The following is a 24,326-nucleotide window of genomic DNA, read 5'->3' on the forward strand; positions in this document are numbered from 1 at the left end:
ACGAGTCTGAGGCATTGGGCCGTCAGTCGCAGCAACAACCAGGATCGCGCCGTCCATCTGCGCAGCACCGGTGATCATGTTTTTAACATAGTCGGCGTGGCCTGGGCAGTCTACGTGTGCGTAGTGGCGAGTCGGGGTGTCGTACTCAACGTGAGAGGTGTTGATGGTGATACCACGAGCTTTTTCTTCTGGTGCGTTATCGATCTGGTCGAATGCGCGAGCAGAACCACCGTAGGTTTTTGCCAGAACGGTAGTGATTGCAGCGGTCAGCGTTGTTTTACCATGGTCAACGTGGCCGATAGTACCGACGTTAACGTGCGGTTTTGTACGTTCAAACTTTTCTTTAGACATCGATTGTCCCTCTAAGACACGGATAAATCGGTGATATCACCACATCAACCAGGCGAAATGCCTGAATTGTTGAATACAGTAAAATTGAAACAGAGAGAAACGGGAAGGAGAAGTGAAGTGGTGCTGATACCCAGAGTCGAACTGGGGACCTCACCCTTACCAAGGGTGCGCTCTACCAACTGAGCCATATCAGCACGTATTGGAGCGGGCAGCGGGAATCGAACCCGCATCATCAGCTTGGAAGGCTGAGGTAATAGCCATTATACGATGCCCGCATCCTGAAACTCGGCTACCCAGTTCTTTCTGTAACAAAAAAAGAGATTTCTCTCTTTTTCAGTTTGAGCTGGCTAATTTTTCCAACCAGCTCCGGCGGCATTTACGCTGCCAGAAAGTGGTGGTGGGGGAAGGATTCGAACCTTCGAAGTCTGTGACGGCAGATTTACAGTCTGCTCCCTTTGGCCGCTCGGGAACCCCACCGGACTTGATGGTGCCGACTACCGGAATCGAACTGGTGACCTACTGATTACAAGTCAGTTGCTCTACCTACTGAGCTAAGTCGGCATCAAGTAGCGCGCATTCTATGGATACCTGCGCGGTCATGCAACTAAAAATTTGCATAAAACGTTCTTTCGCTCACATTTTATGCGAACGAAGCGCTAAGCGCTGTAAAAGTAGTCATTGCGGGTCAAATAATCAACATGCACGCGTGATTTACACCGTATACACCATAGCGTGACGGCTTCCGCGTAACGCAGCGCTATCCATCTTTTTTCTTATTATTCCTGCCATCTGGTGTTAACCTCCTGCCCATTGTCCAAAATTAACTGTGTGATGAGCCACGATCCGGCAGTATAGCGCTGGCTCACTGAAGCATGCTTATGAGCAAAAAAGAGCAAACGTTAATGACGCCTTATCTTCACTTTAACCGCAGCCAGTGGGCTGCCCTGCGTGATTCCGTCCCTATGACGCTGACGGAAGGTGAAATCGCACGGTTAAAAGGGATAAACGAAGATCTGTCCCTTGAAGAGGTGGCAGAAATTTATCTCCCCCTCTCTCGCTTGCTTAACTTCTATATCAGCTCGAACCTGCGTCGTCAGGCGGTGCTGGAGCAGTTTCTCGGGACGAACGGTCAACGCATTCCTTATATCATTAGTATCGCAGGCAGCGTGGCCGTGGGTAAAAGTACCACCGCACGCGTTTTGCAGGCGCTGTTGAGCCGCTGGCCGGAACACCGCAGCGTGGAGCTGATCACGACCGACGGCTTCCTGCATCCAAACGAAGTCTTAAAAGAACGCGGGCTGATGAAGAAGAAAGGCTTCCCGCTCTCTTATGATATGCACCGTCTGGTGAAATTTGTCTCCGACCTGAAATCCGGCGTGCCTCACGTAACAGCGCCGGTCTATTCGCACCTGATCTACGATCGCATCCCGGGTGGGGATAAAACGGTGGTCCAGCCGGATATTCTCATTCTGGAAGGTCTGAACGTGCTGCAAAGCGGCATGGACTATCCTCACGACCCGCATCACGTCTTTGTCTCGGATTTCGTCGATTTCTCTATTTACGTCGATGCGCCGGAAGACCTGCTGCAGAACTGGTACATCAACCGCTTCCTGAAGTTCCGCGAAGGGGCGTTCACCGATCCGGACTCCTATTTCCACCACTATGCTCAGCTTTCTGAAGAAGAAGCGATCAATGTGGCGACGGGGCTGTGGAATGAGATCAACTACGTGAACCTCAAAGAGAACATCCTGCCGACGCGCGAGCGTGCGAGCCTGATCCTCACCAAGAGCGAGAAGCACGCCGTCGACCAGATTCGCCTGCGGAAATAATAAAGCAGACATAAAAAAACCGGCTTAGCGCCGGTTTTTTTCATTATGCGTGTGGCTTCTCGCCATTTTCATCCTGATCGACCGCGAAGCAGGCCACCAGTTGGCCTCCATAATCCTTCAGCTGCGGCTGTAGCTGGGTGCAGGGGCCAAAGCGGCGGCTGCAGCGGGCGTTGAATGCACATCCCGGCGGCGGATTCAGCGGGCTTGGCAGCTCTCCCGTCAGCTTAATACGCTCACGACGATCGTCCGGGTTCAGACGCGGCGTCGCGGACAGCAGCGCCTGGGTGTACGGGTGGCGAGGGTTATTAAAGATCTGGTCTTTGGTCCCCTTCTCCACGCAGCGCCCCAGGTACATCACCATCACTTCATCGGCAATATGCTCCACCACCGACAGGTCGTGGGAGATGAACACGTAAGAGAGTCCCAGCTCCTGCTGCAGATCCATCATCAGGTTCAGCACCTGCGCACGCACGGAGACGTCGAGCGCCGACACCGGCTCGTCGGCAATCACCACGTCCGGGTCAAGCATCAGACCGCGCGCGATGGCGATACGCTGACGCTGGCCGCCGGAGAACATGTGCGGATAGCGGTCGTAATGCTCGGTTTTGAGGCCGACCTTCGCCATCATCGCCAGCGCTTTTTCACGGCGCTGCTCTTTGCTCAGATTGCTGTTAATCAGCAGCGGTTCCTCCAGAATCTGCCCCACTTTTTTACGCGGGTTCAAAGAACCATACGGGTTCTGGAACACAATCTGGATTTTCTGGCGACGCAGCTTCTGCGCCTGCGGATCGTGCTTGAGCAGATCCTGGCCCTGATAATAGAGCTCACCGCCGGTCGGCACTTCAATCATCGTCAGCAGACGGCCCAGCGTCGATTTCCCGCAGCCTGACTCTCCCACCACCGCCAGCGTTTTACCGCGTTCGAGGTTAAAGGAGACGCCATCCAGCGCTTTCACCAGGCGTTCAGGGGCAAACAGTCCCTTCTTCACCGGGTAATATTTTTTCAGGTCGATGGCCTGCAACAGCGGCTGTTGCGTGGTGGCCTGTTGCGTACTCATAGTGTTGGCCTCCCGGCATCATCGAGTGGGTAGTGGCATTTCGACTGACGACCGTCAGCCAGCTGGTTCAGCTCTGGCTCTTCCGCCCGGCATTTGTCCGTCGCATACGGACAGCGCGGATTGAGCAGACAGCCCTGCGGACGGTCATATTTACCCGGCACCACACCCGGCAGCGATGCCAGACGCGCTTTATCCTGAGCAAACTCCGGCAGCGCGCGTAAAAGCGCCTGGGTATACGGGTGACGCGGCGCGCGGAAGATATCGTGCGAATTTCCGGTCTCGACCACCTGGCCGGCATACATCACGATGATTTTGTGCGCGGCTTCGGCCACCAGCGCCAGATCGTGCGTAATCAGCACCAGCGCCATGTTCTCTTTCTGCTGCAGCTCCAGCAGCAGTTCGATGATCTGTGCCTGAATGGTCACATCCAGCGCCGTCGTCGGTTCATCCGCAATCAGCAGCTTTGGCCGACAGGCAATCGCCATGGCGATCATCACGCGCTGGCTCATCCCGCCGGAAAGCTGATGCGGGTAAACGTCCAGACGCGAAGCCGGGTCAGGAATACCCACCTGATTCAGCAGATCGATCGCCCGCTGACGACGGGTTTTCTTATTCCCGCCCTGGTGCACCTTAATCGCTTCCATAATCTGGAAACCGACGGTGTAACACGGGTTCAGGCTGGTCATCGGATCCTGGAAAATCATCGCCACTTCCGCGCCCACCAGCTGGCGGCGCTGTTTTTCAGAAATGCGCTTCAGGTCCTGACCGTTGAACTGCAGGTTTTCCGCCATCACGCGGCCCGGGTAATCAATCAGCCCCATGATCGCCAGCGAGCTGACGGACTTACCGGAACCGGACTCCCCAACGATACCCACCACTTCGCCCTGATTGACGCTGTAGCTGATGCGGTCTACGGCGCGAAACGGGGTGCCTTCGTCGCCGAAGTGCACCGATAATTTATCTACATTTAATAACGCCATCTCGTGCCTCTTACTGCTTCAGTTTGGGATCAAGTGCATCACGCAGGCCATCACCCATCAGGTTAAATGCCAGCACCGTCAGCAGGATTGCCAGACCCGGGAAGGTGACAACCCACCAGGCGCTTTGTGCGAACTGCAACACGTCGGAGAGCATGGTGCCCCACTCCGGTGTTGGCGGCTGCGCACCCATGCCCAGGAAGCCAAGAGCGGCCATATCAAGAATGGCGTTAGAGAAACCGAGCGACGCCTGAACAATCAGCGGCGCAAGGCAGTTCGGGAAGATATTGACAAACATCTGGCGCATCGCACCGGCCCCCGCTACGCGAGACGCCGTGACGTAGTCGCGGTTCACTTCCACCAGCACCGCCGCGCGGGTTAAACGCACGTAGTGAGGAAGCGCCACGAACGTCAGCGCCAGGGCGGCGTTGCCGATCGACGGACCGAAGATCGCCACCAGCACCAGCGCCAGCAGCAGGCTTGGCAGCGCCAGCATGATGTCGACGATACGCATGATGATGTTATCAACAATGCCGCCGAAGTAACCGGCAACCAGACCCAGTACGATCCCCATAATCAGGGATAACACCACCACCAGACAGCCGACCAGCAGCGACAGGCGCGCACCGTACATCAGACGCGACAGCACATCGCGGCCCACATCATCGGTCCCCAACAGGTGCGCCAGGCTACCGCCGTCCTGCCAGGCAGGAGGGGAGAGCAGCGCATCGCGGAACTGATCCGCCGGGTTATACGGCGCCAGCACGTTTGCAAACACCGCAATCAGGATCATGATAGCGACATACACCAGCCCCACCACCGCGCCTTTGTTGCGCTTGAAGTAGTGCCAGAACTCCTGCATCGGCGTCATCGGAACCGGTGCAGCAACAACTTTGTTTTCAGAAACCTGTGACATGATGGCCCCTTACTTCTTATGACGAATACGCGGGTTCACCACGCCGTACAGCAAATCGACCAGCAGGTTGACGAGGATAATCATCGTCGCGACCAGCAATACACCGCCCTGCACAACCGGATAGTCACGGCGCTGCAGCGCGTCAATCAGCCAGCGGCCCAGGCCCGGCCAGGAGAAGATGGTTTCGGTCAGGATCGCCCCCGCCAGCAACGTTCCCACCTGGAGACCGATAACGGTCACTACCGGCAGCATGGCGTTACGCAGCGCATGGACGATGATGACGCGCATACGCGTCAGGCCTTTGGCGCGGGCGGTGCGGATGTAATCCTCGCCCAGCACTTCCAGCATTGATGAACGGGTCATACGGACGATCACCGCCAGAGGAATAGTGCCCAGCACCATGGCAGGCAGGATCATATGCGCGACGGCATCCATGAAGTTGCCCTCTTCACCCCAGATAGCCGTATCAATCAGCATAAAGCCGGTGAGTGGGTTGGAGTCGTCCAGGAAGACCATATCGCTGACGCGCCCGGAAACTGGTGTCAGGTTTAGCTGCACCGAGACCAGCATGATCAGCATCATGCCCCACCAGAAGATAGGCATGGAGTAGCCGGTCAGCGCCAGACCCACGGCGGTATGGTCAAAAATAGAGCCACGCTTGACGGCAGCCAGTACCCCAACAGGGATACCCACCGCGGTGGCGAAAATCATGGCGCAGACGCCAAGCTCCAGTGTCGCTTTAAAACGCGGCACGAACTCGTCCCACACCGGAAGACGGCTTTTCAACGAAATCCCTAAATCACCGTGCAGAACGCCCCATATATAGTGGAGGTACTGCTGCCACATCGGCTTATCGAGGCCGAGTTCAGCCAGCAGCTGTGCATGGCGCTCAGGGGAAATACCACGCTCGCCCGCCATAATCATTACCGGGTCGCCGGGGATCATATGGACGAAGGCAAAAGTGAGAAGGGTGATACCGATAAACGTGGGGATAACAAGTCCCAGACGTCGGAGGATGAACTGCAACATAACCCGGATTCTCTCTGATGACGCACGACCAGTGGCGTGACGTCTGTATTGCTCACAAATGTAAATTCCCTCTCCCTTCGGGAGAGGGTTAGGGTGAGGGGATGCATGCACGCCCCTCACCCCTGCCCTCTCCCAGAGGGAGAGGGAGAACACCCTACTTATTATTCAACAGATACGTTTTCGAAGTGGTGTTTGCCCAGTGGATCAACCACGTAGCCCTTCACTTCTTTACGCACTGGCTCGTACACGGTGGAGTGAGCAACAATCAGCGCCGGAGCCTGATCGTGCATAACAACCTGAGCCTGCTTGTACAGTTCAATACGTTTGTTGTGATCGTCGGTCGCACGCGCCGGCTGGATCAGGTCTTCAAACGGCTTGTAGCACCAGCGAGAGTAGTTAGAACCGTCTTTTGCCGCCGCGCAGCTGAACAGGGTGGCGAAGAAGTTGTCCGGATCCCCGTTATCACCGGTCCAGCCCATCATGACTGCCTGGTGCTCACCCGCTTTGGCGCGCTTCAGGTACTCGCCCCACTCGTAGGTCACAATCTTGGCCTGAACGCCAATCTTAGCCCAGTCTGCCTGAACCATTTCTGCCATACGGCGTGCGTTCGGGTTGTACGGACGCTGTACCGGCATCGCCCACAGCTCAACGGTAAAGCCTTTATCCTGGCCCGCTTCTTTCAGCAGCGCTTTCGCTTTCTCAGGATCGTAGCTGTAGTCTTTAACGTCGTCGTTATAGCCCCACATGGTTGGTGGGATCAGGTTTTTGGCTGCAACGCCTGCACCCTGGTAAACCGCCTTGATGATCGCTTCTTTGTTCACCGCGTAGGTCAGCGCCTGACGCACTTTCACGTCATCAAACGGTTTCTTCTCGGTGTTGAAGGAGAGATAGCCCACGTTCAGGCCAGCCTGCTCCAGCAGGTTGATGTTCTTGTCCTGCTTCATGCGGGCGATGTCAGCCGGGTTCGGGTACGGCATCACCTGGCATTCATTTTTCTGCAGTTTTGCGTAACGCACTGACGCATCAGGCGTGATGGAGAAGACCAGGCGGTCGATCTTCGGCTTGGTGCCCCAGTAGCCTTCGAACGCTTTATACAGAATGCGGGAATCTTTCTGGTACTGCAGCAGCTGGAATGGACCGGTACCGATTGGGTTCAGGTCGACTTTCTCCGGCGTACCGGCTTTGAGCATGTTGTCCGCATACTCTTTAGAGAGGATTGAGGCGAAGTCCATGGCCAGGTCAGCCAGGAACGGTGCTTCCGGACGCGTCAGCACGAACTGAACGGTATTATCGTCCACTTTTTTCACTTCAGAGATCAGGTCCGGCAGACCCATCCCTTCGAAGTATTCATAGCTGCCGCCAGACACTTTGTGGTACGGGTTCTGGGCGTTTTTCTGACGGTCGAAGGAGAACACCACGTCGTCGGCGTTAAAGTCACGCGTTGGTTTGAACTCTTTGCTGTCCTGCCACTTCACGCCCTGGCGCAGGTGGAAGGTATAGGTTTTACCGTCTTCGCTGACGTCCCACTTCTCGGCCAGACCCGGAATCACTTCCGTGGTACCGGTTTTGAATTCAACCAGACGGTTATAGATCGGTACAGAGCTTGCGTCGTAAGTCGTACCAGAGGTAAAGAGCTGTGGGTTAAAGCCTTCCGGCGAGCCTTCAGAACAGTAAACCAGGGTTTTTGCCTGTACGCTTGCTGCCACGGTCATAGCCACCAGGCTCAGACCAAGCTTCAGCATCCCTGACTTCTTCAAGGAAATACTCATTATTCTGCTCCAATGTGATGTTTTGCTTTGTTGTGTTACGCCGCCAGACCTTTATTTATTTTTTACCCGGTCCGGTCGGTGATGCCCGAAGGCTTTAAAGGGATGGAGAATCCTTTCAGAAGAGCGTTTGAGTTGCAGCGCAGATCGTCCCTGAAATGCCCCTCATGCCCTACAATCTGTCAACAGAATGTGAAAACGTCAATACAGGTGACGGGGATTTACGCTGAGTGTGAGAAACCGCAAACAAAGATTAAAAAAACTATGTACGCCAGTTTTCAGCAGGGAAATTTATGCTACTCGCCATGTTGCAGCACAACTCTCTCCCTATTTCGCCACAATCAGTGATTAACTTTTATTCAGAATGGGTAAATTTTCTTGCAGAATGGTGATTATCTGAGCACTAAATACCGCGAACGTTAAAACGCACAGCGAAAAATGCTGAGGTTATCCATAAGCAACGCGAAAAAAGATCAATCTATATATAAAAAAATACAATGGATTATGTCACAAAATCGTTAACAGGCAGGTGGAAGCAGGTCTAAGGGGTGTTTTGGATACTCTGACGAGATAAGGTCATAATGCAAAAAGGGCTAACCTTACGGTTAGCCCTTTTCAGAATGTGGTCGGCGAGAGAGGATTCGAACCTCCGACCCACTGGTCCCAAACCAGTTGCGCTACCAAGCTGCGCTACTCGCCGAATGCGGAGCGCATCTTACTGCTGAGGTGCGCCCCCGTCAATCCCTTATTTTCAAAAAGCCATTCAACTGGCGATATTCTCGCCAGAGCAGCTACTGCGCGGCTTTTGCGGTGTTATCAGGGAGTTTGCACCAGTTGTTGTTTTCGTTAATCCCACCATTCGGTGAGGTATAGCCGAGACAACCCATAATGGTGTCGTACAGCTCAACGTGACGACGCGGCACCTTCATCTCCGCCTCTTTCTTCAGCTGAGCAAACATCTTCGCTTTCTCCGGGTCTTCCAGATACTTGTCAGACATCCACACCATCATCGGTACACGGAACTGCTCCGGCGGTGCCATCTTGCGCGGCGTACCGTGCAGATGCTCATACTCATTGATGGATTCACCGTGGTCCGCCGCATAGAACACAATCGCTTTCTTATCGCGTACCTGGTCAATCACCGAATCAATAAAGTGATCCACATACAGTACGGAGTTGTCGTAGGAGTTGATCAGCTGCGCTTTGGTACAGTCTTTATCCACCCCGACGCACTCAGGCTTCCATTTGGCAAAGTTACGCGGGTAACGTTGGGTGTAGTTAAAGTGCGACCCTTTGGTATGAAGGATAATCAGATGCTTACCATCAGGATTATCGCTCAGGGACAGTTTCATCTCATCAATCAGCAGCATGTCATCGACAGATTTGCCACGGTTACGCGGCTCTGCGCCAATCTGCTCACGGTATGCAATGTTCTGCGCCATGGTATTGCTGTAGAACCACATTTCGCTCTGCATCGCATAGAGGGCAGACGTGAACCCAAGCTGATGCAGCACCGAGAAGACGTTTTGCTCTTTCAGCGTACGCTGCGGGTTGTCGCTCGCCCCGCCCTCGCGCACAAACATACAGCGCAGTGAGAGCTTGGTGGCGGTATCACAAGAATAGCCACGGTAGGCAATCAGGTTTTTCTCCTGCGCCAGTTTCGGCGTGGTATCACGGTTATAGCCAAGAATACCCATATGATCCCAGCGCGTGGTTTCTCCGATAATAAAGACGACATAGGTATCGTCGATATCTTTTGGTGCGACGTAGGTAAACTTCTTCACCGGGTTCATCAGCGATTTGTTACCAGAGGATTCATCCACCTGCGCCCACGCATACAGCCCCAGCGCGGAAATCCAGTTAGACGGTAAATACGAGTTCGCCACTACACCGCCGTAGCTTGGCATATCCACGCCTGAGGTACGCTCATCATGCTTTTGCTTCACTTCCAGCAGACGAATTGGTCCCCAGACCATCAAACCGGCCAGCAGGACTATCGCGACGCTTCTGAAACGTTTGCCTGGCGTGCGAATCTGGTGCACTAGCGTGTACCGGCAACGGTTGCTCCAGATGAGCAGCAGCGGTAAGGCACTGACGGCTACCAGCCAGAGAATAAAGTGCAGCCCTACAACCTCTTTAGAGAGGTCGATATCCGTGGTCATCACTGAGGCAATAATGCCGTAGCCAATCACCACGTTCATAAAGGTCATGTAATAGCTGGCACCCGCCGAGCACAGCACGATAAACGTAGCCAGCACTCGCCACACGCGACGGCCAAACAGGGTAAGAATACGGAATAAAAAGAAGGTGACCAGTACAGCAGCGACCAATTCGACAACCGCTGCAATTCCTTTCCAGACGGTAAAATCATGCGCGTAACCGTCAAACCGACGGATGAAAACTGCGCCATTCATAAACAGGCCGATGTACAACGCCAGCAAAAAGCAGAGCTTTTGTTGTGCCATCGATTTAATGTATTTCATGCAAACTACCCGGAAAAAGGGACGAAATCACCGATCATTTTTGTTTTAAAAATGAATAGGTTAAAGAATCGCTTAAGAAGTCGTTATCGGAAACGTCTACCCGCGTGGTAAGTAGACCACAGGGAAAAGAAAAAGTGGCAGCAGAGTGTGTGATCGGTACAGATATTTACAAAAAATTAAGAACGAGACGGTTTAGCCAGATCATCAGTTTTCACACAAGAAAAAGGCCGGATAACCGGCCTTTTTCATCGTCATTAAGCATGCACCTCTTTGAACACTTCGCGCTGCGGCTGACGAATCGTGGTCGAGAGTGCCAGCGAGATAATCAGCAAGGCAAATATCACGCAGAAGGTCACGTAGAACCCGCCGAAGAGGGAGGCAATCAGCGAGCCGCAGATACTGCCGATCCCGAAGCCCAGATAGATAACGCCGTAGTTTTTCGCCAGATTGTTCAGGCCAAAGAACTCGCTCACCAGTGACGGGAAGACGGTGATGGTGCCGCCGAAGTTAAAGGCCACGCAGGCAATCGCCGCGAAGAAGGTGGCTTCATTCAGCGGAGCGAACAGCAGCGCCGCCATACCGACCAGCGAGACCACCTGCCCAATCGTAATCACGCGGATGCGGGCAATTTTGTCAGACAGAATACCGAGGACCAGACGACCAGAGAGGTTAGCAATAGAAATCACGGTCACCGCGTTAGCCGCCGTGGCGGCATCCAGTTTCACCATCCCCTGCGCGATATCTTTCGCCACGCCGATGACATACAGACCGCTCATGCAGGCCGTCAGGAACATCACCGCCAGCATCCAGTACTGTGGCTTACGCATGGACTGCGCGAGGGTAAAGTCGTTCTCCACCACGCCGTTCACGGATTTAACCTCCTGCTGCGGCGCATCTTTCATCAGCGTGGAGCCGAACAGAATCATCACCAGAACAATTGCGCCCCAGATCATAAAGGTTTTTTCGAGGCCAACGGACGCCAGCAGGTGGGCGTCGATAAATTTGAACCCGAGGCTGCCCAAACCGTAAGAACCAATGGCAAACGCGGAGATTAAGCCTTTACGTTCCGGGAACCACTTCACGCAGTTTGACAGCGTAAGCAGGTACCCCGCGCCATCGGCCAGCCCCACCAGCACGCCGGCGCTCAGCCACAGCATCATCAGGTTGCTGGAATGCGCCGTCAGGAAAAAGCCCAGCCCCAGCAGAATGCCGGACGCCATGGTCACGCGCTTCACGCCAAAACGCTCCTGCAGCTTGCCCGCGACGGAAGACGAAATCGCCAGACCCAGGCTCAGCAGACCAAAGGAGAACGCGACCTGGCTGACCGGCGCGCCGAGCTTGTCGGAAAGCGCGCTGTTAAACAGGCTCCAGGTATAGACCGAGCCCAGCGCAAACTGGGTGACGATGGTGCCAAAGAGCGTGAGCCAGCGCGTGCGGTTATAAGTTGGTGTGTTCATGGCAGTTGTCCTGCAAGAGAAATTAAGGAAGTTCGCTGAGGACAACGATAAACAAAACCTTAATATGCCTGGGGTAAAACGGCATGAAATGCAGGCGGAACGGAATGAAATGCCTGGAATCGGGAATGAATGGCCTGGCATGGGAATAAAGCGATAGCGTGTTAGTATCTGCTATCGCTGTAAAGCCCGTGGTTGTTGTATTCGAGATGTTATCGTAACGTTTAAAAAAGTAACAACTCTAGAAATTTGCGCTGACGCCAAGGGTGTATAAAAACTCCTCACCGGTGGAGGTGTGTTCCCCCTGAGCCAGCGACGCATACGCCGCCATGTGCGTATTAAAGGGAATATCCGTTCCCACGGTGACATCCATCCAGCTACCGTTTTGGGCAGGGGCTGGCGTTTGCGGCATGCCAAACTGCGATTTCCACTGGTTTTCACCAAACTGCTGGTTATAGCTGATCTGCGCCCAGGGACGGAGATCGCCGTACTGGGTATTCACACGCCACCCCAGCGTGCTGACGCTGGCATGCCAGAGCGGGTCGGTGAGCGCCTGCGTCGACGCGCTATCACCAAACTCGTTGATCATCATCGGAGCCGTGCCATCGTACCGCCACGCCACTACCGGCCCGGTGGTGATACGCGCTGAAACCGGAAAATTCCAGCCCACGCTCATCGCCCCCTCCGTGGTGCTGCCTGACGGAATATTCAGGGCAAGACCTGGCGCGTTTTGCGAAGACTGGATACGCTCCGCAAGAATATCCTCATAACGCGGTTGGTGATCCGCGTCCCATGTATAGCGTTCCGCCGTATTATTTTGGGCGTCTGAAACGATATATTCCTGTTGCCAGGCAGACGCCGTATTACAAAAACACAGGCAGGCTGAAATTCCCACCAGGCCAGAAGCAGCATGGCGACCACTGATTTTTTTTATCATCATCAACGCGACCCCAGAGAGAGCCGAATTCGGCGATATTTGTCGTTATTCAGGAAGACTTTAGAGAGCATATAGCCCTGTATTAACTATTGTCTTTATAGTAAACACGTCAAGCCAGTCAGAACGAAATTTTTGCGAAATCAGTATCAATAAGGGAGATGACGGATGGAACGTTGCGGTTGGGTGAGCCAGGATCAGCTTTATATCGACTATCACGATCGGGAATGGGGCGTGCCCGAAACGGATGGCAAAAAGCTCTTTGAGATGATCTGCCTGGAGGGCCAGCAGGCGGGGTTATCGTGGATTACGGTATTGAAAAAACGCGAAAACTATCGCAACGCCTTTCACCAGTTCGATCCTGTCGCCGTCGCTGCGATGACCGATGAGGACGTCGAGCGACTGGTGCAGGATGCCGGCATCATCCGCCATCGCGGTAAGATCCAGGCCATCATCGGTAACGCACGCGCTTATCTGGCGATGGAGCAAAACGGCGAATCATTTTCAGATTTTGTCTGGACGTTTGTGAACAACGATCCTCAGGTTACCCAGGCCACCACGCTCGCGGACATCCCGGCCTCCACTCCGGCCTCGGATGCGCTCTCGAAGGCCCTGAAAAAACGCGGCTTTAAGTTTGTCGGCTCCACCATCTGCTACGCCTTTATGCAGGCCTGTGGCCTGGTCAACGACCACGTTACCGGCTGCTTCTGTCATCCGGGAGGCCATCATGATCCGCAAATGGCAAAGTGAAAATACCGCGCCGCTTCTGAGCCTCTGGCTTGAAAGCACCACGGAAGCACATCCGTTTATCGAGCCGGGTTACTGGAAAGAGAACGAGGCCATGGTGCGGGATGTTTACCTGCCGTCAGCCGAAACCTGGGTCTGGGAACAGGATGGCAAACCTTGCGGATTTATCAGCGTGATGCAGTCTCAGTTTGTCGGCGCGCTGTTTGTCGCACCGTCATGCATCGGGAAAGGCATCGGGCGCGCGCTGCTGAACTATGTTCAACAGCGCTTTCCGCACTTAAGCCTGGAGGTGTACCAGAAAAATGTTCGGGCGGTGAATTTCTACCATGCGCAGGGCTTTCGCATTGAAGACAGCGCCTGGCAGGATGACACCCAGCACCCGACGTGGATCATGAGCTGGCAGGCGGATCAAACGCCGTTAAGGTAAGCGCGGGCCCCTGATATTTCTCGACCCAGGCCAGGGTCGTATTCCCTGCGCAACCGTTCCCCAGCTTCGAGCTGGGGAGATCTTTGGTCAGCACGTTAACCGCCCCGTTTTTACAGATACCACCTTCGGCGAGATCAAGGTCAGGCCATGCGCCCTGATGAATGCAGATCACGCCCTGTTTAATCCCGTCGCTCACCACCGCCCCTGCCAGCACCTGCCCACGCGAGTTCCAGACGCGCACCACGTCGCCGTCCGCAATCCCGCGGGCCTGCGCATCGAGGGTATTCAGCGTGATCGGCTCTCGCCCGGCGACCGCATACTGCTCGCGCAGGGAGGTATAGTTAAGCTGGCTGTGCAGACGGTGCGCGGGATGCGCTGACAACACCTGCAGCTGCTCCGGCCGGGCATTACCGTGCCACTCGTCCGGCTCAAGCCACATAGGGTGTGGCGGGCAGTCGGCATAACCAAAGCTGGCGATGCGCTCGCTGTGGATCACAATCTTTCCGCTCTCGGTTTTCAGCGGGTGGTTCTCGGGGTCGCGGCGGAAATCGGCAAAACGGACAAACTTCGCGTTCTGTTCACTCTCCGGCATCTCGACGATCTGGTTCGCCTCCCAGAACTCAGCAAAGGGCGGAAGCGTCACGCCCTGCGCCGCGCCGCGCTGTCCGGCAATCTGGTAGAAGGTCTCCAGCCATTGCAGATCGCTTTTCCCTTCGGTAAAACGCGCGCGACCGCCCGCTTCCCACAGCTCGCTCAGTTCAGCAAACACGTCAAAATCATCACGTGCTTCATCTCGCGGGGCCACTACGCGCTTCATCGGGACCATATGCTGGTTGCTGTAGTCGCCGGTCATGGTGAGATCGTTACGCTCAAACGAGGTGGTCGCCGGGAGCACGATGTCGGCGTGTTTGGCCGAGCCGGTCCAGAAGCACTCGGAAATCACCACCAGCTCCGGCTTTTGCCAGGCGCGGATCAGGCGGTTGGTATCCTGATGGTGCGTGAAGTTCGACCCGCCCGCCCACCAGACAAATTTAATATCCGGGAAGTGGCGGTCCAGACCGTTGTGCTGATAAAAACCGCCCGGATTCTCCAGGGCTTCAACAATACGCGCCACCGGGATTTTATCCACAGCATCCACGCCGCCCTGCACCGAGCCTTGCAGAGACGCCAGCACCGCCGCTTTACGCGTGGGGTTACCGCCATTGGCAAAATGATAGGAGAGACCAAAACCGCCGCCCGGCGTACCGATCTGCCCAAGCATCGCGGCAAGGGTCACCAGCATCCAGTGTTTTTGCTCGCCAAACTGCTGGCGCTGCATCCCCCAGCCGGACATTAACATCGTGGTGTTTTTATGGAACAACGCCGCCAGTTCGCGGAGTTTTTCCGCTGTAACGCCACAAATCGCTGCTGCCCACTCTGCCGTTTTCGCCACCCCATCGGACTGGCCCGTCAGGTAGTCGGCGAACTTATCGAAGCCGGTGGTACAGCGCGTCAGGAATTCGACATCGTGCCAGCCGTTTTCGACCAGCGTATGGGCGATACCCAGCATCATTGCCACGTCGGTGCCCATATGGGGGGCAATCCACTCGGCGCTGTCGCCGAAGAAATCCATGGTTTCAGAGCGCATGGGGTCAACGCAGATGATGCGCTTGCCGCTTTTGCGCAGCGCGTCGAAATATCCAATGCCCTGCTCGTCGCTGGCATTCCAGGCAATTTTCAATGTGTTAAGGGGGTTAGCGCTCCAGAGCACGACCACATCGGTATGTTCCAGCACCAGCGGCCAGCTGGTCTGCTGCTGGTATACTTCGTTCCCTCCCACGACGTACGGCATGATCGCCTGCGCCGCACCGGTGGAGTAATCCCCCAGATGACCGGTATAGCCTCCTGCCAGGCTCATATAGCGCTGCAGCAGCGTTGAAGCCTTATGCAGAACCCCGTTAGAACGCCAGCCGTAGGACCCGGCGAAAATGGACGACGGACCGTAACTGTCGCGAATGCGCTTGTGCTGGGCGTGGATAAGCGCCAGTGCGTCATCCCAGCTCACGCGAACAAACTCATCCTGACCGCGAACTCCCTGCGGCTTGTCCGGCGAGGCCAGAAAACCTTTACGCACCATCGGCCAGCGCACGCGCGTTTTGCTATGCACCTGATCGCGAACGACGGTCTGTAACGAGTTGGGATGTTGGGTTGGCAGTGCCCCGCGGGACGACAGAACATTTTCGCCATCAGTTTCGACCAGCATCGGTCCCCAGTGGGCGGCGGTCAGAATGGTTTTCGTTGAGGTGCTCAAGCGTGCGCTCCTGGTTGCGTGCAGGTTTTACGGCCTTCTTGCTGAGGCAGTTTATGGTTTGTCACAAATTTCAGAGTTATACCCGGAATTTTCTCCGTATCTGGACGTCATAATCAACTGCCACGCTCGCCGTGGCAAAGAATAAAAAGGATTAAGGAAAGAAGATGAAAAAACGCGTACTCGTTATTGCCGCTCTGGTGAGCGGTGCCCTGGCTGTTTCTGGCTGCACAACCAACCCTTACACCGGTGAACGCGAAGCGGGTAAATCCGGCATTGGCGCGGGTATCGGCTCGCTGGTCGGCGCAGGCGTTGGGGCGCTCTCCTCCTCCAAGAAAGACCGCGGCAAAGGCGCGCTGATTGGCGCAGCGGCAGGCGCAGCGCTTGGCGGCGGCGTAGGCTATTACATGGACGTGCAGGAAGCGAAGCTGCGCGACAAAATGAAGGGAACCGGCGTGAGCGTGACGCGCAGCGGCGATAACATCATCCTGAACATGCCGAACAACGTGACCTTCGACAGCAGCAGCGCAACGCTGAAACCGGCGGGTGCGAATACCCTGACCGGCGTGGCGATGGTGCTGAAAGAGTACAACAAGACCGCTGTAAACGTGATGGGCTACACCGACAGCACCGGCAGCCAGGATCTGAACATGCGTCTGTCCCAGCAGCGCGCCGATGCCGTGGCCAGCTCGCTGATCACCCAGGGCGTTGAAGCGAACCGCATCCGCACCAGCGGCATGGGCCCTGCCAACCCTATCGCCAGCAACAGCACGGCGGAAGGCAAAGCGCAGAACCGCCGCGTTGAGATTACGTTAAGCCCAATTCAGTAATCGCATTTCCCCCTCTCCCCGTGGGAGAGGGTTGGGGTGTGGGCACCAGACCGCACCCCAGGTAAGCGCAGCGCCACCGGGCAAATTACTTGATTCGTCCGATTTTCCCGCTAAGGTATTCTCACTAAATTCAGGGAAATCAGCGATGAGCAAACCAGCCCGGGCCACCATCAGCGACGTGGCGAAAGCCGCCAAAACCGGTAAAACCAGCATTTCGCGCTACCTCAATGGCGAGAAACACCTGTTGTCCGACGCACTGCTGGCGCGTATTGAACAAGCCATTGCCGATCTCGACTACCGTCCCAGCCTCATGGCGCGCGGGCTTAAACGCGGTCGCACCCGCCTTATCGGGCTTATCATCGCCGATATCACCAACCCCTATTCCGTGAACGTGCTTAGCGGTATTGAAGCCGCCTGTCGCGAGAAGGGTTTCACGCCGCTGGTCTGTAATACCAACAACGAAGTCGATCAGGAGCTGCATTACCTCGACCTGCTGCGCAGCTATCAGGTGGAAGGGATCGTGGTTAACGCGGTGGGCATGCGCGAAGAGGGGTTAAACCGCCTGCAGCAATCCTCCCTGCCGATGGTCCTTATCGACCGTAAAATCCCGGAATTTGCCTGCGATGTCGTCGGGCTGGATAACACCCAGGCCGCCACGACCGCCACCGAACATCTGATCGAACAGGGCTTCGAGGCCATTCTGTTTCTGAGTGAACCGCTGGGGATGGTCAACACCCGTCGCGAGCGCCTGAGCGCATTTCGTGCCACGCTGGAGCGATATCCCGGCGTGATCGCCGAAAATGCCGAAACGCCGCTTCACGAGGCGGGGCAGCTCGACAACACCCTGCGTCAGTTCCATACGCGCCATCGCGGGATGCGCAAAGCCGTTATCTCCGCCAACGGGGCGCTGACGCTCCAGGTCGCCCGCTCGCTCAAGCGTATTGGCCTGCACTGGGGCAGCGATATCGGTCTGCTGGGGTTTGATGAGCTGGAGTGGGCGGAGCTGGCCGGCGTCGGCATTACGACACTCAAACAACCCACCTGGCAGATTGGCTATGCTGCTGTTGAACAAGTGGTTCGTCGTATTGAAGGCACCAGCGATGCCGTTCGCGAGCAGGTCTTCTCCGGCGAGCTGATCGTTCGCGGCTCCACCGCACGTTAAATTTCCCTTGTGATAGCGATCATAAATTCAACATCCTGACCTTTTCTTTGGAACCGGTTCCATCTAGCGTAATAGTATTGATATGTTGCGATGGAGTCCGAAGATGGGCAGGAAAATTATGGTGGTCACCGCCGCGTACGGTGCGGAACAGGTGCGACAGGCGGGCGGTCAGCGGGCGATGCTGCCCGTTATTGCAGGCGCAGGGGCAGACGGCGTGGAGATCCGCCGGGAACTGTTCAGCAGCGACGAGCTGCTGGCGCTGCCGGCGCTGGGAGAATCCATTGAGCTGCTCGGCCTGCTGGCGTGCTACTCCGCCCCCGCCGCCCTGTTTATGCCCGACGGCACCCTCAACCCGGACCTGACCCGCTATCTCTCTGAGGCCAGCACCCTGAACGCCCTGTGGCTAAAGGTTTCCCTGGGCCATTTCCGCGACGCGCAGCCTCTCGACGCTCTGCGTAGCCTGTTGAACGCAAGCGGCATGGCGCTGGTCGTAGAGAACGATCAGACCGACTGCGGACAGCTCGCCCCCATGCAGCGCTTCCAGGCCGCCTGCCGGGAAATGGCGCTCCCCGTCACGCTGACCTTCGACATGGGCAACTGGCTGTGGGTTGGCGATTCGCCTGAAGAAGCCGCACGTCATCTGGCCCCTGCGGTGAGCTATATCCACGTTAAAGCCGCCGTGCCGCATAAAGATAACTTCCGCGCCGTGGCACCGGACCACGCCGATGCGCGCTGGCTGGATCTGCTCGGGCAGCTGCCTGCCGATGCCCCACGCGGGATCGAGTTCCCGCTGGAAGGGACGGATTTAACCGCCGTTACCCGCCATTACGTCAACCTGCTGCGCGAGGAGTAAATCATGCACAAGACGCTGGATGTCATCACGATCGGCGAAGCCATGGCGATGTTTGTCGCCACTGAAACGGGCGAACTGAGCGCGGTAGAGCACTTTATCAAGCGTGTCGCAGGCGCAGAACTGAACGTCGCGACCGGCCTGGCGCGTCTCGGCCTGAACGTGGGCTGGGTCAGCCGCGTAGGGGATGACAGCTTTGGCCATTTCGTTCTCGATTCGCTGAAAAAAGAGGGTATCGATGCCGCAGGCGTGACCCTCGACGGACGCTTCCCTACCGGGTTTCAGCTTAAATCTAAGGTCGAAAATGGAACCGATCCCATCGTGGAGTATTTCCGCAAAGGATCGGCCGCAAGCCACCTCTCTGTCGCGGATTACCACGCCGATTACTTTGCCTCCGCGCGCCATCTGCACCTGAGCGGCGTGGCGGCAGCGCTCTCTGCCAGCTCGTATGAGCTGCTGGACCATGCGGCAGCCACTCTGAAAGCCCAGGGCAAAACGATCTCGTTCGATCCGAATTTGCGCCCGGTGCTGTGGAAAAGCGAAGCGGAAATGGTCGAGAAGCTCAACCGTCTGGCGTTCAGAGCGGACTGGGTTCTGCCGGGCCTGAAAGAAGGGATGATCCTGACCGGCGAAAATACGCCGGAAGGCATTGCCGATTTCTACCTGAATAAAGGGGTAAAAGCGGTGGTGCTGAAAACCGGTGCCGATGGCGCATGGTTTAAGACGGCCAACGGCGAACAGGGCGCGGTCGCGGCGGTGAAGGTTGAGAACGTGGTCGACACGGTCGGCGCGGGCGACGGCTTTGCCGTTGGCGTAATTAGCGCCCTGCTGGAAGGCAAAACGCTGCAGCAGGCCGTCGCGCGGGGCAACAAGATTGGCTCGCTGGCCATTCAGGTGCAGGGCGACAGCGAAGGATTACCCACCCGAGCACAGCTCGGAGTATGAATTCCCTCTCCCGGTGGGAGAGGGCCAGGGTGAGGGCAACAAGCCGCACCAGATAATTAAGCCACCGTGTACCCTACAGACAACGGCGGTAACAACCTCAACAACAGAGGCAAGCCTATGAACAGTTCGACCAATGCAGTAAAACGCTGGTGGTACATCATGCCAATCGTGTTTATCACGTACAGCCTGGCGTACCTTGACCGTGCCAACTTCAGCTTCGCGTCCGCGGCGGGGATCACAGAGGACCTTGGCATCACAAAAGGTATCTCCTCCCTGCTGGGTGCCCTTTTCTTCCTGGGCTACTTCTTCTTCCAGATCCCCGGCGCGATTTATGCGGAACGCCGCAGCGTGCGTAAGCTGATCTTCATCTGTCTGATCCTGTGGGGCGCCTGCGCGTCACTGACCGGCATGGTGAACAATATTCCTGCCCTGGCCGCCATTCGCTTTATCCTCGGCGTCGTTGAGGCGGCGGTTATGCCCGCGATGCTGATCTACATCAGCAACTGGTTTACCAAATCTGAACGCTCGCGCGCGAATACCTTCCTGATCCTCGGTAACCCGGTCACGGTACTGTGGATGTCGGTGGTGTCCGGCTACCTGATTCAGTCCTTCGGCTGGCGCGAAATGTTTATCATCGAAGGGGTGCCGGCGATTATCTGGGCCTTCTGCTGGTGGGTGCTGGTGAAAGATAAACCTGCCCAGGCGAAATGGCTTTCCGAAGATGAAAAAGCGGCGCTGCAGGCGCAGCTGGACAAAGAACAGCAAGGTCTGAAGGCGGTACGTAACTATGGTGAAGCCTTCCGCTCGCGTAACGTAATCCTGCTCTGCGCGCAGTACTTTACCTGGAGCATTGGCGTGTACGGTTTTGTGCTGTGGCTGCCGTCCATTATCCGCAGCGGCGGTGAAAACCTCGGCATGGTCGAAGTAGGCTGGCTGTCATCCGTACCGTATCTGGCGGCAACCATCGCGATGATTATCGTCTCCTGGGCGTCGGACAAGCTGCAGAACCGCAAGCTGTTTGTCTGGCCGCTGCTGCTGATTGCTGCCTTCGCCTTTATTGGCTCCTGGGCCGTGGGCGCAAATCATTTCTGGGCCTCTTATACCCTGCTGGTGATTGCCGGTGCCGCCATGTACGCCCCGTACGGACCGTTCTTTGCCATCATCCCGGAAATGCTCCCGCGTAACGTCGCGGGTGGTGCAATGGCATTGATTAACAGCATGGGTGCACTGGGCTCGTTCTGCGGCTCCTGGTTCGTCGGTTACCTGAACGGTGCTACCGGCAGTCCGTCCGCATCGTACATCTTTATGGGGGTGGCGCTTTTCGCCTCGGTGTGGCTTACTCTGGTTGTTAAGCCTGCTAATAATCAACAACACCCTGTCGGCGCTCGACACGCCTGAATCCTTAAAAATCAACGGAGATTAGCATGAAGCCGTCCGTCATTTTGTATAAAGCACTGCCGGAAGATCTGCAGAAACGTCTTGAAGAACACTTCACCGTCACCCAGGTGAAGAACCTGCGCCCGGAAACCGTGGCACAGCACGCCGACGCGTTCGCCAGCGCCGAAGGCCTGCTGGGTTCAAGCGAGAAAGTGGATGTCGCCCTGCTGGAGAAAATGCCGAAGCTTCGTGCTACCTCTACTGTTTCCGTGGGTTACGACAACTTTGATGTGGACGCCCTTAACGTCCGCAAGATCCTGCTGATGCATACGCCGCATGCCCTGACGGAAACCGTGGCTGACACGCTGATGGCGCTGATGCTCACCACGGCCCGTCGCGTAGTGGAAGTCGCCGAGCGCGTCAAAGCGGGCGAGTGGACAAAAAGCATTGGTCCGGACTGGTTCGGCGTGGACGTTCACGGTAAAACGCTGGGCATTGTCGGTATGGGGCGTATCGGGCTGGCACTGGCGCAGCGCGCGCATTTTGGTTTTAACATGCCGATTCTGTATAACGCGCGTCGCCACCATAGTGAAGCCGAAGAACGCTTCAACGCCCGTTACTGCGAGCTGGATACCCTGCTGCAGGAGGCCGATTTTGTCTGCCTTGTCCTGCCGCTGACGGACGAAACCCGTCATCTGATTGGCAAAGAAGCGTTTAAGAAAATGAAGCAGTCAGCCATTTTCATCAACGCGGGTCGTGGCCCGGTGGTAGATGAAAAGGCGCTGATTGAGGCCCTGCAGAACGGTGAGATCCATGCAGCAGGTCTGGACGTCTTTGAGCAGGAGCCGCTGCCGGTGGATTCGCCACTGCTTTCGCTGCCTAACGTGGTTGCGTTGCCGCACATCGGCTCAGCCACCCATGAGACGCGCTACAACATGGCGGCCACTGCGGTCGATAATCTCATCGCCGCCCTTAGCGGAAAGGTGGAGATAAACTGCGTGAACCCGCAGGTGCAACGATAGAAACGAAAAAACCCGCCAGAAGGCGGGTTTTTGAATTTTGTGCTACTGGGTTGGAAGCTTACAGGCTTACAACGTTACCAGCTGCTGGGCCTTTAGCGCCGCTTTCGATGGTGAAGGACACTTTCTGACCTTCGTCCAGAGATTTGTAGCCATCGTTCTGGATAGCAGAGAAGTGTACGAACACGTCTTTAGAGCCATCGTCAGGAGTGATGAAGCCGAAACCTTTATCAGCGTTGAACCATTTAACCAGACCAGTCATTTTAGCAGACATAGAAATTACCTTATTAACAAATATATTGTGCCTTCCGGCTTGATGGATTGCGTTACAGATTTTTAAGCGATGAAGGAAGGGTCACAACGAAGGGTATCTATGGATAACAATCTGGACTGCTTTACTAAACTGCTTTAGGTCTGTGTAACAAACCGACGGGGATAGTTATACCGATGTGGTAGAGGAATGACAAGCGTTATTTTCGCTATGCATAAAAAACCCCGCCAGAAGCGGGGTTTTTCGGTTTATTCTGTGGCAGTGACTGCGGCACTCCAGGCCTGGCTAAAGGCCTGATGCTGGGAGGCCAGCGGCCCAATCAGCGTATTGTACTGGCTTGCCTGCTGCGAGGTCGGGAACTGAATACCGTTGGCAACAAAGCTCACCTGCGTATTCTGCTGGGCGATAAAGTCACCCACCTGGACCAGCTGCTGCGTGAAAATTTGCGCGGCCGGGATCAGCGGTTGCAGCGCTTCAGACGGCTTGGTCACCACTTTCTCATACACTTTGTCGAAGACCGGTTTGAGATCGTCGCCCTGCTTCAGCGCAGAACGTGACGCGTCAGCCTGCATTTTCGCATTCTGCAACTGCTGGCTCAGCACGCCAAGCGCACCGTTGGACTGGCGAAGCGGTTCACGCTGCGTCATGTAATCCTGCGGAACGCGAATGGCGTTCACGCTATCCACCACGGGACGGATACCGGAATCCATCGCCTGGCTCACCTGCTGTGAATAACCATATAGAATGGCGTAATCGGACACGAAGGGGCCAAACTGTTTTTTCTGATCCGCAGTCAGCGTCGGCAACCGTTCGCCGCTGCGCATCACTGTATTCTGCAGAAAATCGATAAACGCTTTGCGCTGATCGCCTTCTTTATCAAAACACCCACTCAGGCTAACAACCATCAACAACGCCGCAATAGGCGCAAACCAGCGAGAGCAGGACTTTCCTGTCGCCATTTTATTACTCCTTTCACCCAAAAAAGCGCACACCGGCACACGCGTGCCCGACGCTGACAAGGATAGTCCAGGTCAGCCTTGCAAGATACTCTTTTCATGCAAAACGGCTATTGCCGATTTATTTCTTACCATTTACAAAAAAATACCTGGCGAAGCCGACATATGACTAATCAGGGAATTAGCATAACTATCCATATTGCTGAATCGGATACAGCGATCGTTACCGCACGATTAATCACACCCGTGACGATCCTGGGTTGGTATTAGGGACTATTCTTAATTGGCTCTCTGATGTTCTTGATCACGATGTGAGATTTAAGAGGAGTCCTCAATGGAATATAAAGATCCTGAGTTTGAACTGCTGAGCAGTCTGGAACAGATCATTTTTAAAGATGTACCGCAGACGATTACCCTGCAACAAAAATCCAATCCCTTTACAGAATATGAGCAATTGCGCAAAGGGACAGGACTGAAAACGGAAGAATTCGCCAGAGCGATGGGTGTCAGCGTGGCTATGGTGCAGGAGTGGGAGTCAAAACGTGAGAAACCCACTCCAACCGAGTTAAGGCTGATGCGCCTGATTCAGGCCAACCCTGCACTCAGCAAACAGATAGCGTAGTGAAGATTGAATGCCCCCGCCTTTGCGGGGGCTTGTG

22 protein-coding genes and 5 tRNA genes are annotated in these 24,326 nt (G+C 55.6%); 10 read left to right on the top strand and 17 right to left on the bottom strand.

Features of this window, described 5'->3' with window-relative positions; genetic code table 11:
• The 5 genes from AC0TOY_RS06720 to AC0TOY_RS06740 form a co-directional block, all read right to left on the bottom strand.
• On the bottom strand, positions 1-351 hold a 351-nt coding region (locus tag AC0TOY_RS06720; RefSeq protein WP_171048787.1), incomplete at its 3' end, for a GTP-binding protein.
• Positions 352-469: 118 nt separating this feature from the next.
• A tRNA-Thr gene (locus tag AC0TOY_RS06725) sits at positions 470-545 on the bottom strand.
• Between the two features lie 6 nt (positions 546-551).
• Positions 552-626: transfer RNA gene (locus AC0TOY_RS06730), tRNA-Gly, on the bottom strand.
• 117 nt (positions 627-743) lie between these two features.
• Positions 744-828: transfer RNA gene (locus AC0TOY_RS06735), tRNA-Tyr, on the bottom strand.
• A gap of 8 nt (positions 829-836) precedes the next feature.
• Positions 837-912: transfer RNA gene (locus tag AC0TOY_RS06740), tRNA-Thr, on the bottom strand.
• Between the two features lie 317 nt (positions 913-1,229).
• Between AC0TOY_RS06740 and coaA the strand changes: the two genes are divergently transcribed.
• Complete coding sequence (gene coaA / locus AC0TOY_RS06745; RefSeq protein WP_021242480.1) at positions 1,230-2,180, top strand: type I pantothenate kinase; 951 nt, start codon at positions 1,230-1,232, stop codon at positions 2,178-2,180.
• Positions 2,181-2,223: 43 nt separating this feature from the next.
• On the opposite strand, the gene dppF is transcribed toward coaA, so the two are convergent.
• The 9 genes from dppF to AC0TOY_RS06790 all read right to left on the bottom strand — a co-directional run bounded on the left by dppF (position 2,224) and on the right by AC0TOY_RS06790 (position 12,802).
• A complete protein-coding gene (gene dppF, locus AC0TOY_RS06750) occupies positions 2,224-3,237 on the bottom strand; it encodes a dipeptide ABC transporter ATP-binding subunit DppF (protein WP_032644494.1) in 1,014 nt (337 codons plus the stop codon).
• On the bottom strand, positions 3,234-4,217 hold the full coding sequence (dppD, locus tag AC0TOY_RS06755) for a dipeptide ABC transporter ATP-binding protein (RefSeq protein ID WP_008502772.1): 984 nt from the start codon (positions 4,215-4,217) through the stop codon (positions 3,234-3,236). Before dppD ends, dppF begins: the two co-directional genes overlap by 4 nt.
• Positions 4,218-4,227: 10 nt before the next feature.
• Positions 4,228-5,130: a dipeptide ABC transporter permease DppC gene (gene dppC / locus AC0TOY_RS06760; RefSeq protein WP_048028029.1), complete on the bottom strand. Its 903-nt coding sequence runs from the start codon at positions 5,128-5,130 to the stop codon at positions 4,228-4,230.
• A 9-nt stretch (positions 5,131-5,139) separates the two neighbouring features.
• Entirely contained in the window at positions 5,140-6,159 is a 1,020-nt protein-coding gene (gene dppB / locus AC0TOY_RS06765) for a dipeptide ABC transporter permease DppB (protein ID WP_008502770.1), read from the bottom strand.
• Between the two features lie 161 nt (positions 6,160-6,320).
• Positions 6,321-7,928: a dipeptide ABC transporter periplasmic-binding protein DppA gene (gene dppA, locus AC0TOY_RS06770; RefSeq protein WP_023334096.1), complete on the bottom strand. Its 1,608-nt coding sequence runs from the start codon at positions 7,926-7,928 to the stop codon at positions 6,321-6,323.
• 620 nt (positions 7,929-8,548) lie between these two features.
• Positions 8,549-8,625 (bottom strand) — tRNA-Pro (locus AC0TOY_RS06775).
• Positions 8,626-8,716: 91 nt separating this feature from the next.
• The gene (gene eptB, locus AC0TOY_RS06780) at positions 8,717-10,408 is read right to left on the bottom strand and encodes a kdo(2)-lipid A phosphoethanolamine 7''-transferase (protein ID WP_024909086.1); all 1,692 of its coding nucleotides are present in this window, start codon (positions 10,406-10,408) and stop codon (positions 8,717-8,719) included.
• A gap of 254 nt (positions 10,409-10,662) precedes the next feature.
• Positions 10,663-11,865: an L-lactate MFS transporter gene (locus AC0TOY_RS06785; RefSeq protein ID WP_048991769.1), complete on the bottom strand. Its 1,203-nt coding sequence runs from the start codon at positions 11,863-11,865 to the stop codon at positions 10,663-10,665.
• A 238-nt stretch (positions 11,866-12,103) separates the two neighbouring features.
• Positions 12,104-12,802, bottom strand: coding sequence for an autotransporter domain-containing protein (locus AC0TOY_RS06790; protein ID WP_473721631.1), 699 nt, complete (start codon positions 12,800-12,802; stop codon positions 12,104-12,106).
• 162 nt (positions 12,803-12,964) lie between these two features.
• Between AC0TOY_RS06790 and tag the strand changes: the two genes are divergently transcribed.
• Together tag and AC0TOY_RS06800 are read left to right on the top strand one after the other, a co-directional pair.
• Positions 12,965-13,546 (top strand): DNA-3-methyladenine glycosylase I, encoded by a 582-nt coding sequence (gene tag / locus AC0TOY_RS06795; RefSeq protein ID WP_473721632.1) that lies wholly within the window; start codon positions 12,965-12,967, stop codon positions 13,544-13,546.
• Positions 13,524-13,970 (top strand): N-acetyltransferase, encoded by a 447-nt coding sequence (locus AC0TOY_RS06800; protein WP_024909082.1) that lies wholly within the window; start codon positions 13,524-13,526, stop codon positions 13,968-13,970. Before tag ends, AC0TOY_RS06800 begins: the two co-directional genes overlap by 23 nt.
• Here the strand turns inward: AC0TOY_RS06800 and AC0TOY_RS06805 are convergent.
• A complete protein-coding gene (locus tag AC0TOY_RS06805; RefSeq protein ID WP_473721689.1) occupies positions 13,933-16,212 on the bottom strand; it encodes a molybdopterin guanine dinucleotide-containing S/N-oxide reductase in 2,280 nt (759 codons plus the stop codon). The genes AC0TOY_RS06800 and AC0TOY_RS06805 overlap by 38 nt on opposite strands.
• A gap of 212 nt (positions 16,213-16,424) precedes the next feature.
• Between AC0TOY_RS06805 and AC0TOY_RS06810 the strand changes: the two genes are divergently transcribed.
• From AC0TOY_RS06810 to ghrB, 6 genes are all read left to right on the top strand, one after another.
• A complete protein-coding gene (locus AC0TOY_RS06810) occupies positions 16,425-17,087 on the top strand; it encodes an OmpA family lipoprotein (protein ID WP_024909080.1) in 663 nt (220 codons plus the stop codon).
• Positions 17,088-17,232: 145 nt separating this feature from the next.
• Positions 17,233-18,249, top strand: a complete 1,017-nt coding sequence (locus AC0TOY_RS06815) for a LacI family DNA-binding transcriptional regulator (RefSeq protein WP_008502761.1) — start codon at positions 17,233-17,235, stop codon at positions 18,247-18,249.
• Positions 18,250-18,352: 103 nt separating this feature from the next.
• The gene (locus AC0TOY_RS06820; RefSeq protein ID WP_248166154.1) at positions 18,353-19,102 is read left to right on the top strand and encodes a sugar phosphate isomerase/epimerase family protein; all 750 of its coding nucleotides are present in this window, start codon (positions 18,353-18,355) and stop codon (positions 19,100-19,102) included.
• 3 nt (positions 19,103-19,105) lie between these two features.
• The gene (locus AC0TOY_RS06825) at positions 19,106-20,044 is read left to right on the top strand and encodes a sugar kinase (protein WP_032650801.1); all 939 of its coding nucleotides are present in this window, start codon (positions 19,106-19,108) and stop codon (positions 20,042-20,044) included.
• Between the two features lie 117 nt (positions 20,045-20,161).
• Positions 20,162-21,442, top strand: coding sequence for an MFS transporter (locus tag AC0TOY_RS06830; RefSeq protein ID WP_024909077.1), 1,281 nt, complete (start codon positions 20,162-20,164; stop codon positions 21,440-21,442).
• A 26-nt stretch (positions 21,443-21,468) separates the two neighbouring features.
• Positions 21,469-22,443 (top strand): glyoxylate/hydroxypyruvate reductase GhrB, encoded by a 975-nt coding sequence (gene ghrB / locus AC0TOY_RS06835; RefSeq protein WP_090420459.1) that lies wholly within the window; start codon positions 21,469-21,471, stop codon positions 22,441-22,443.
• Positions 22,444-22,501: 58 nt separating this feature from the next.
• Here the strand turns inward: ghrB and cspE are convergent, their stop codons facing one another.
• Positions 22,502-22,714 carry a transcription antiterminator/RNA stability regulator CspE gene (gene cspE / locus AC0TOY_RS06840; RefSeq protein WP_003860775.1) on the bottom strand — a complete coding sequence of 71 codons (213 nt, stop codon included), beginning with the start codon at positions 22,712-22,714 and terminating at the stop codon, positions 22,502-22,504.
• A 245-nt stretch (positions 22,715-22,959) separates the two neighbouring features.
• Positions 22,960-23,670, bottom strand: coding sequence for a DUF3053 domain-containing protein (locus AC0TOY_RS06845; RefSeq protein ID WP_024909075.1), 711 nt, complete (start codon positions 23,668-23,670; stop codon positions 22,960-22,962).
• 331 nt (positions 23,671-24,001) lie between these two features.
• On the opposite strand from AC0TOY_RS06845, the gene AC0TOY_RS06850 reads away from it, so the two are divergent.
• Positions 24,002-24,289 carry an HTH-type transcriptional regulator gene (locus AC0TOY_RS06850; protein ID WP_008502755.1) on the top strand — a complete coding sequence of 96 codons (288 nt, stop codon included), beginning with the start codon at positions 24,002-24,004 and terminating at the stop codon, positions 24,287-24,289.
• Positions 24,290-24,326 lie beyond the last annotated feature (37 nt).

It is taken from the genome of Enterobacter sp. PL_is379 (assembly GCF_055817355.1).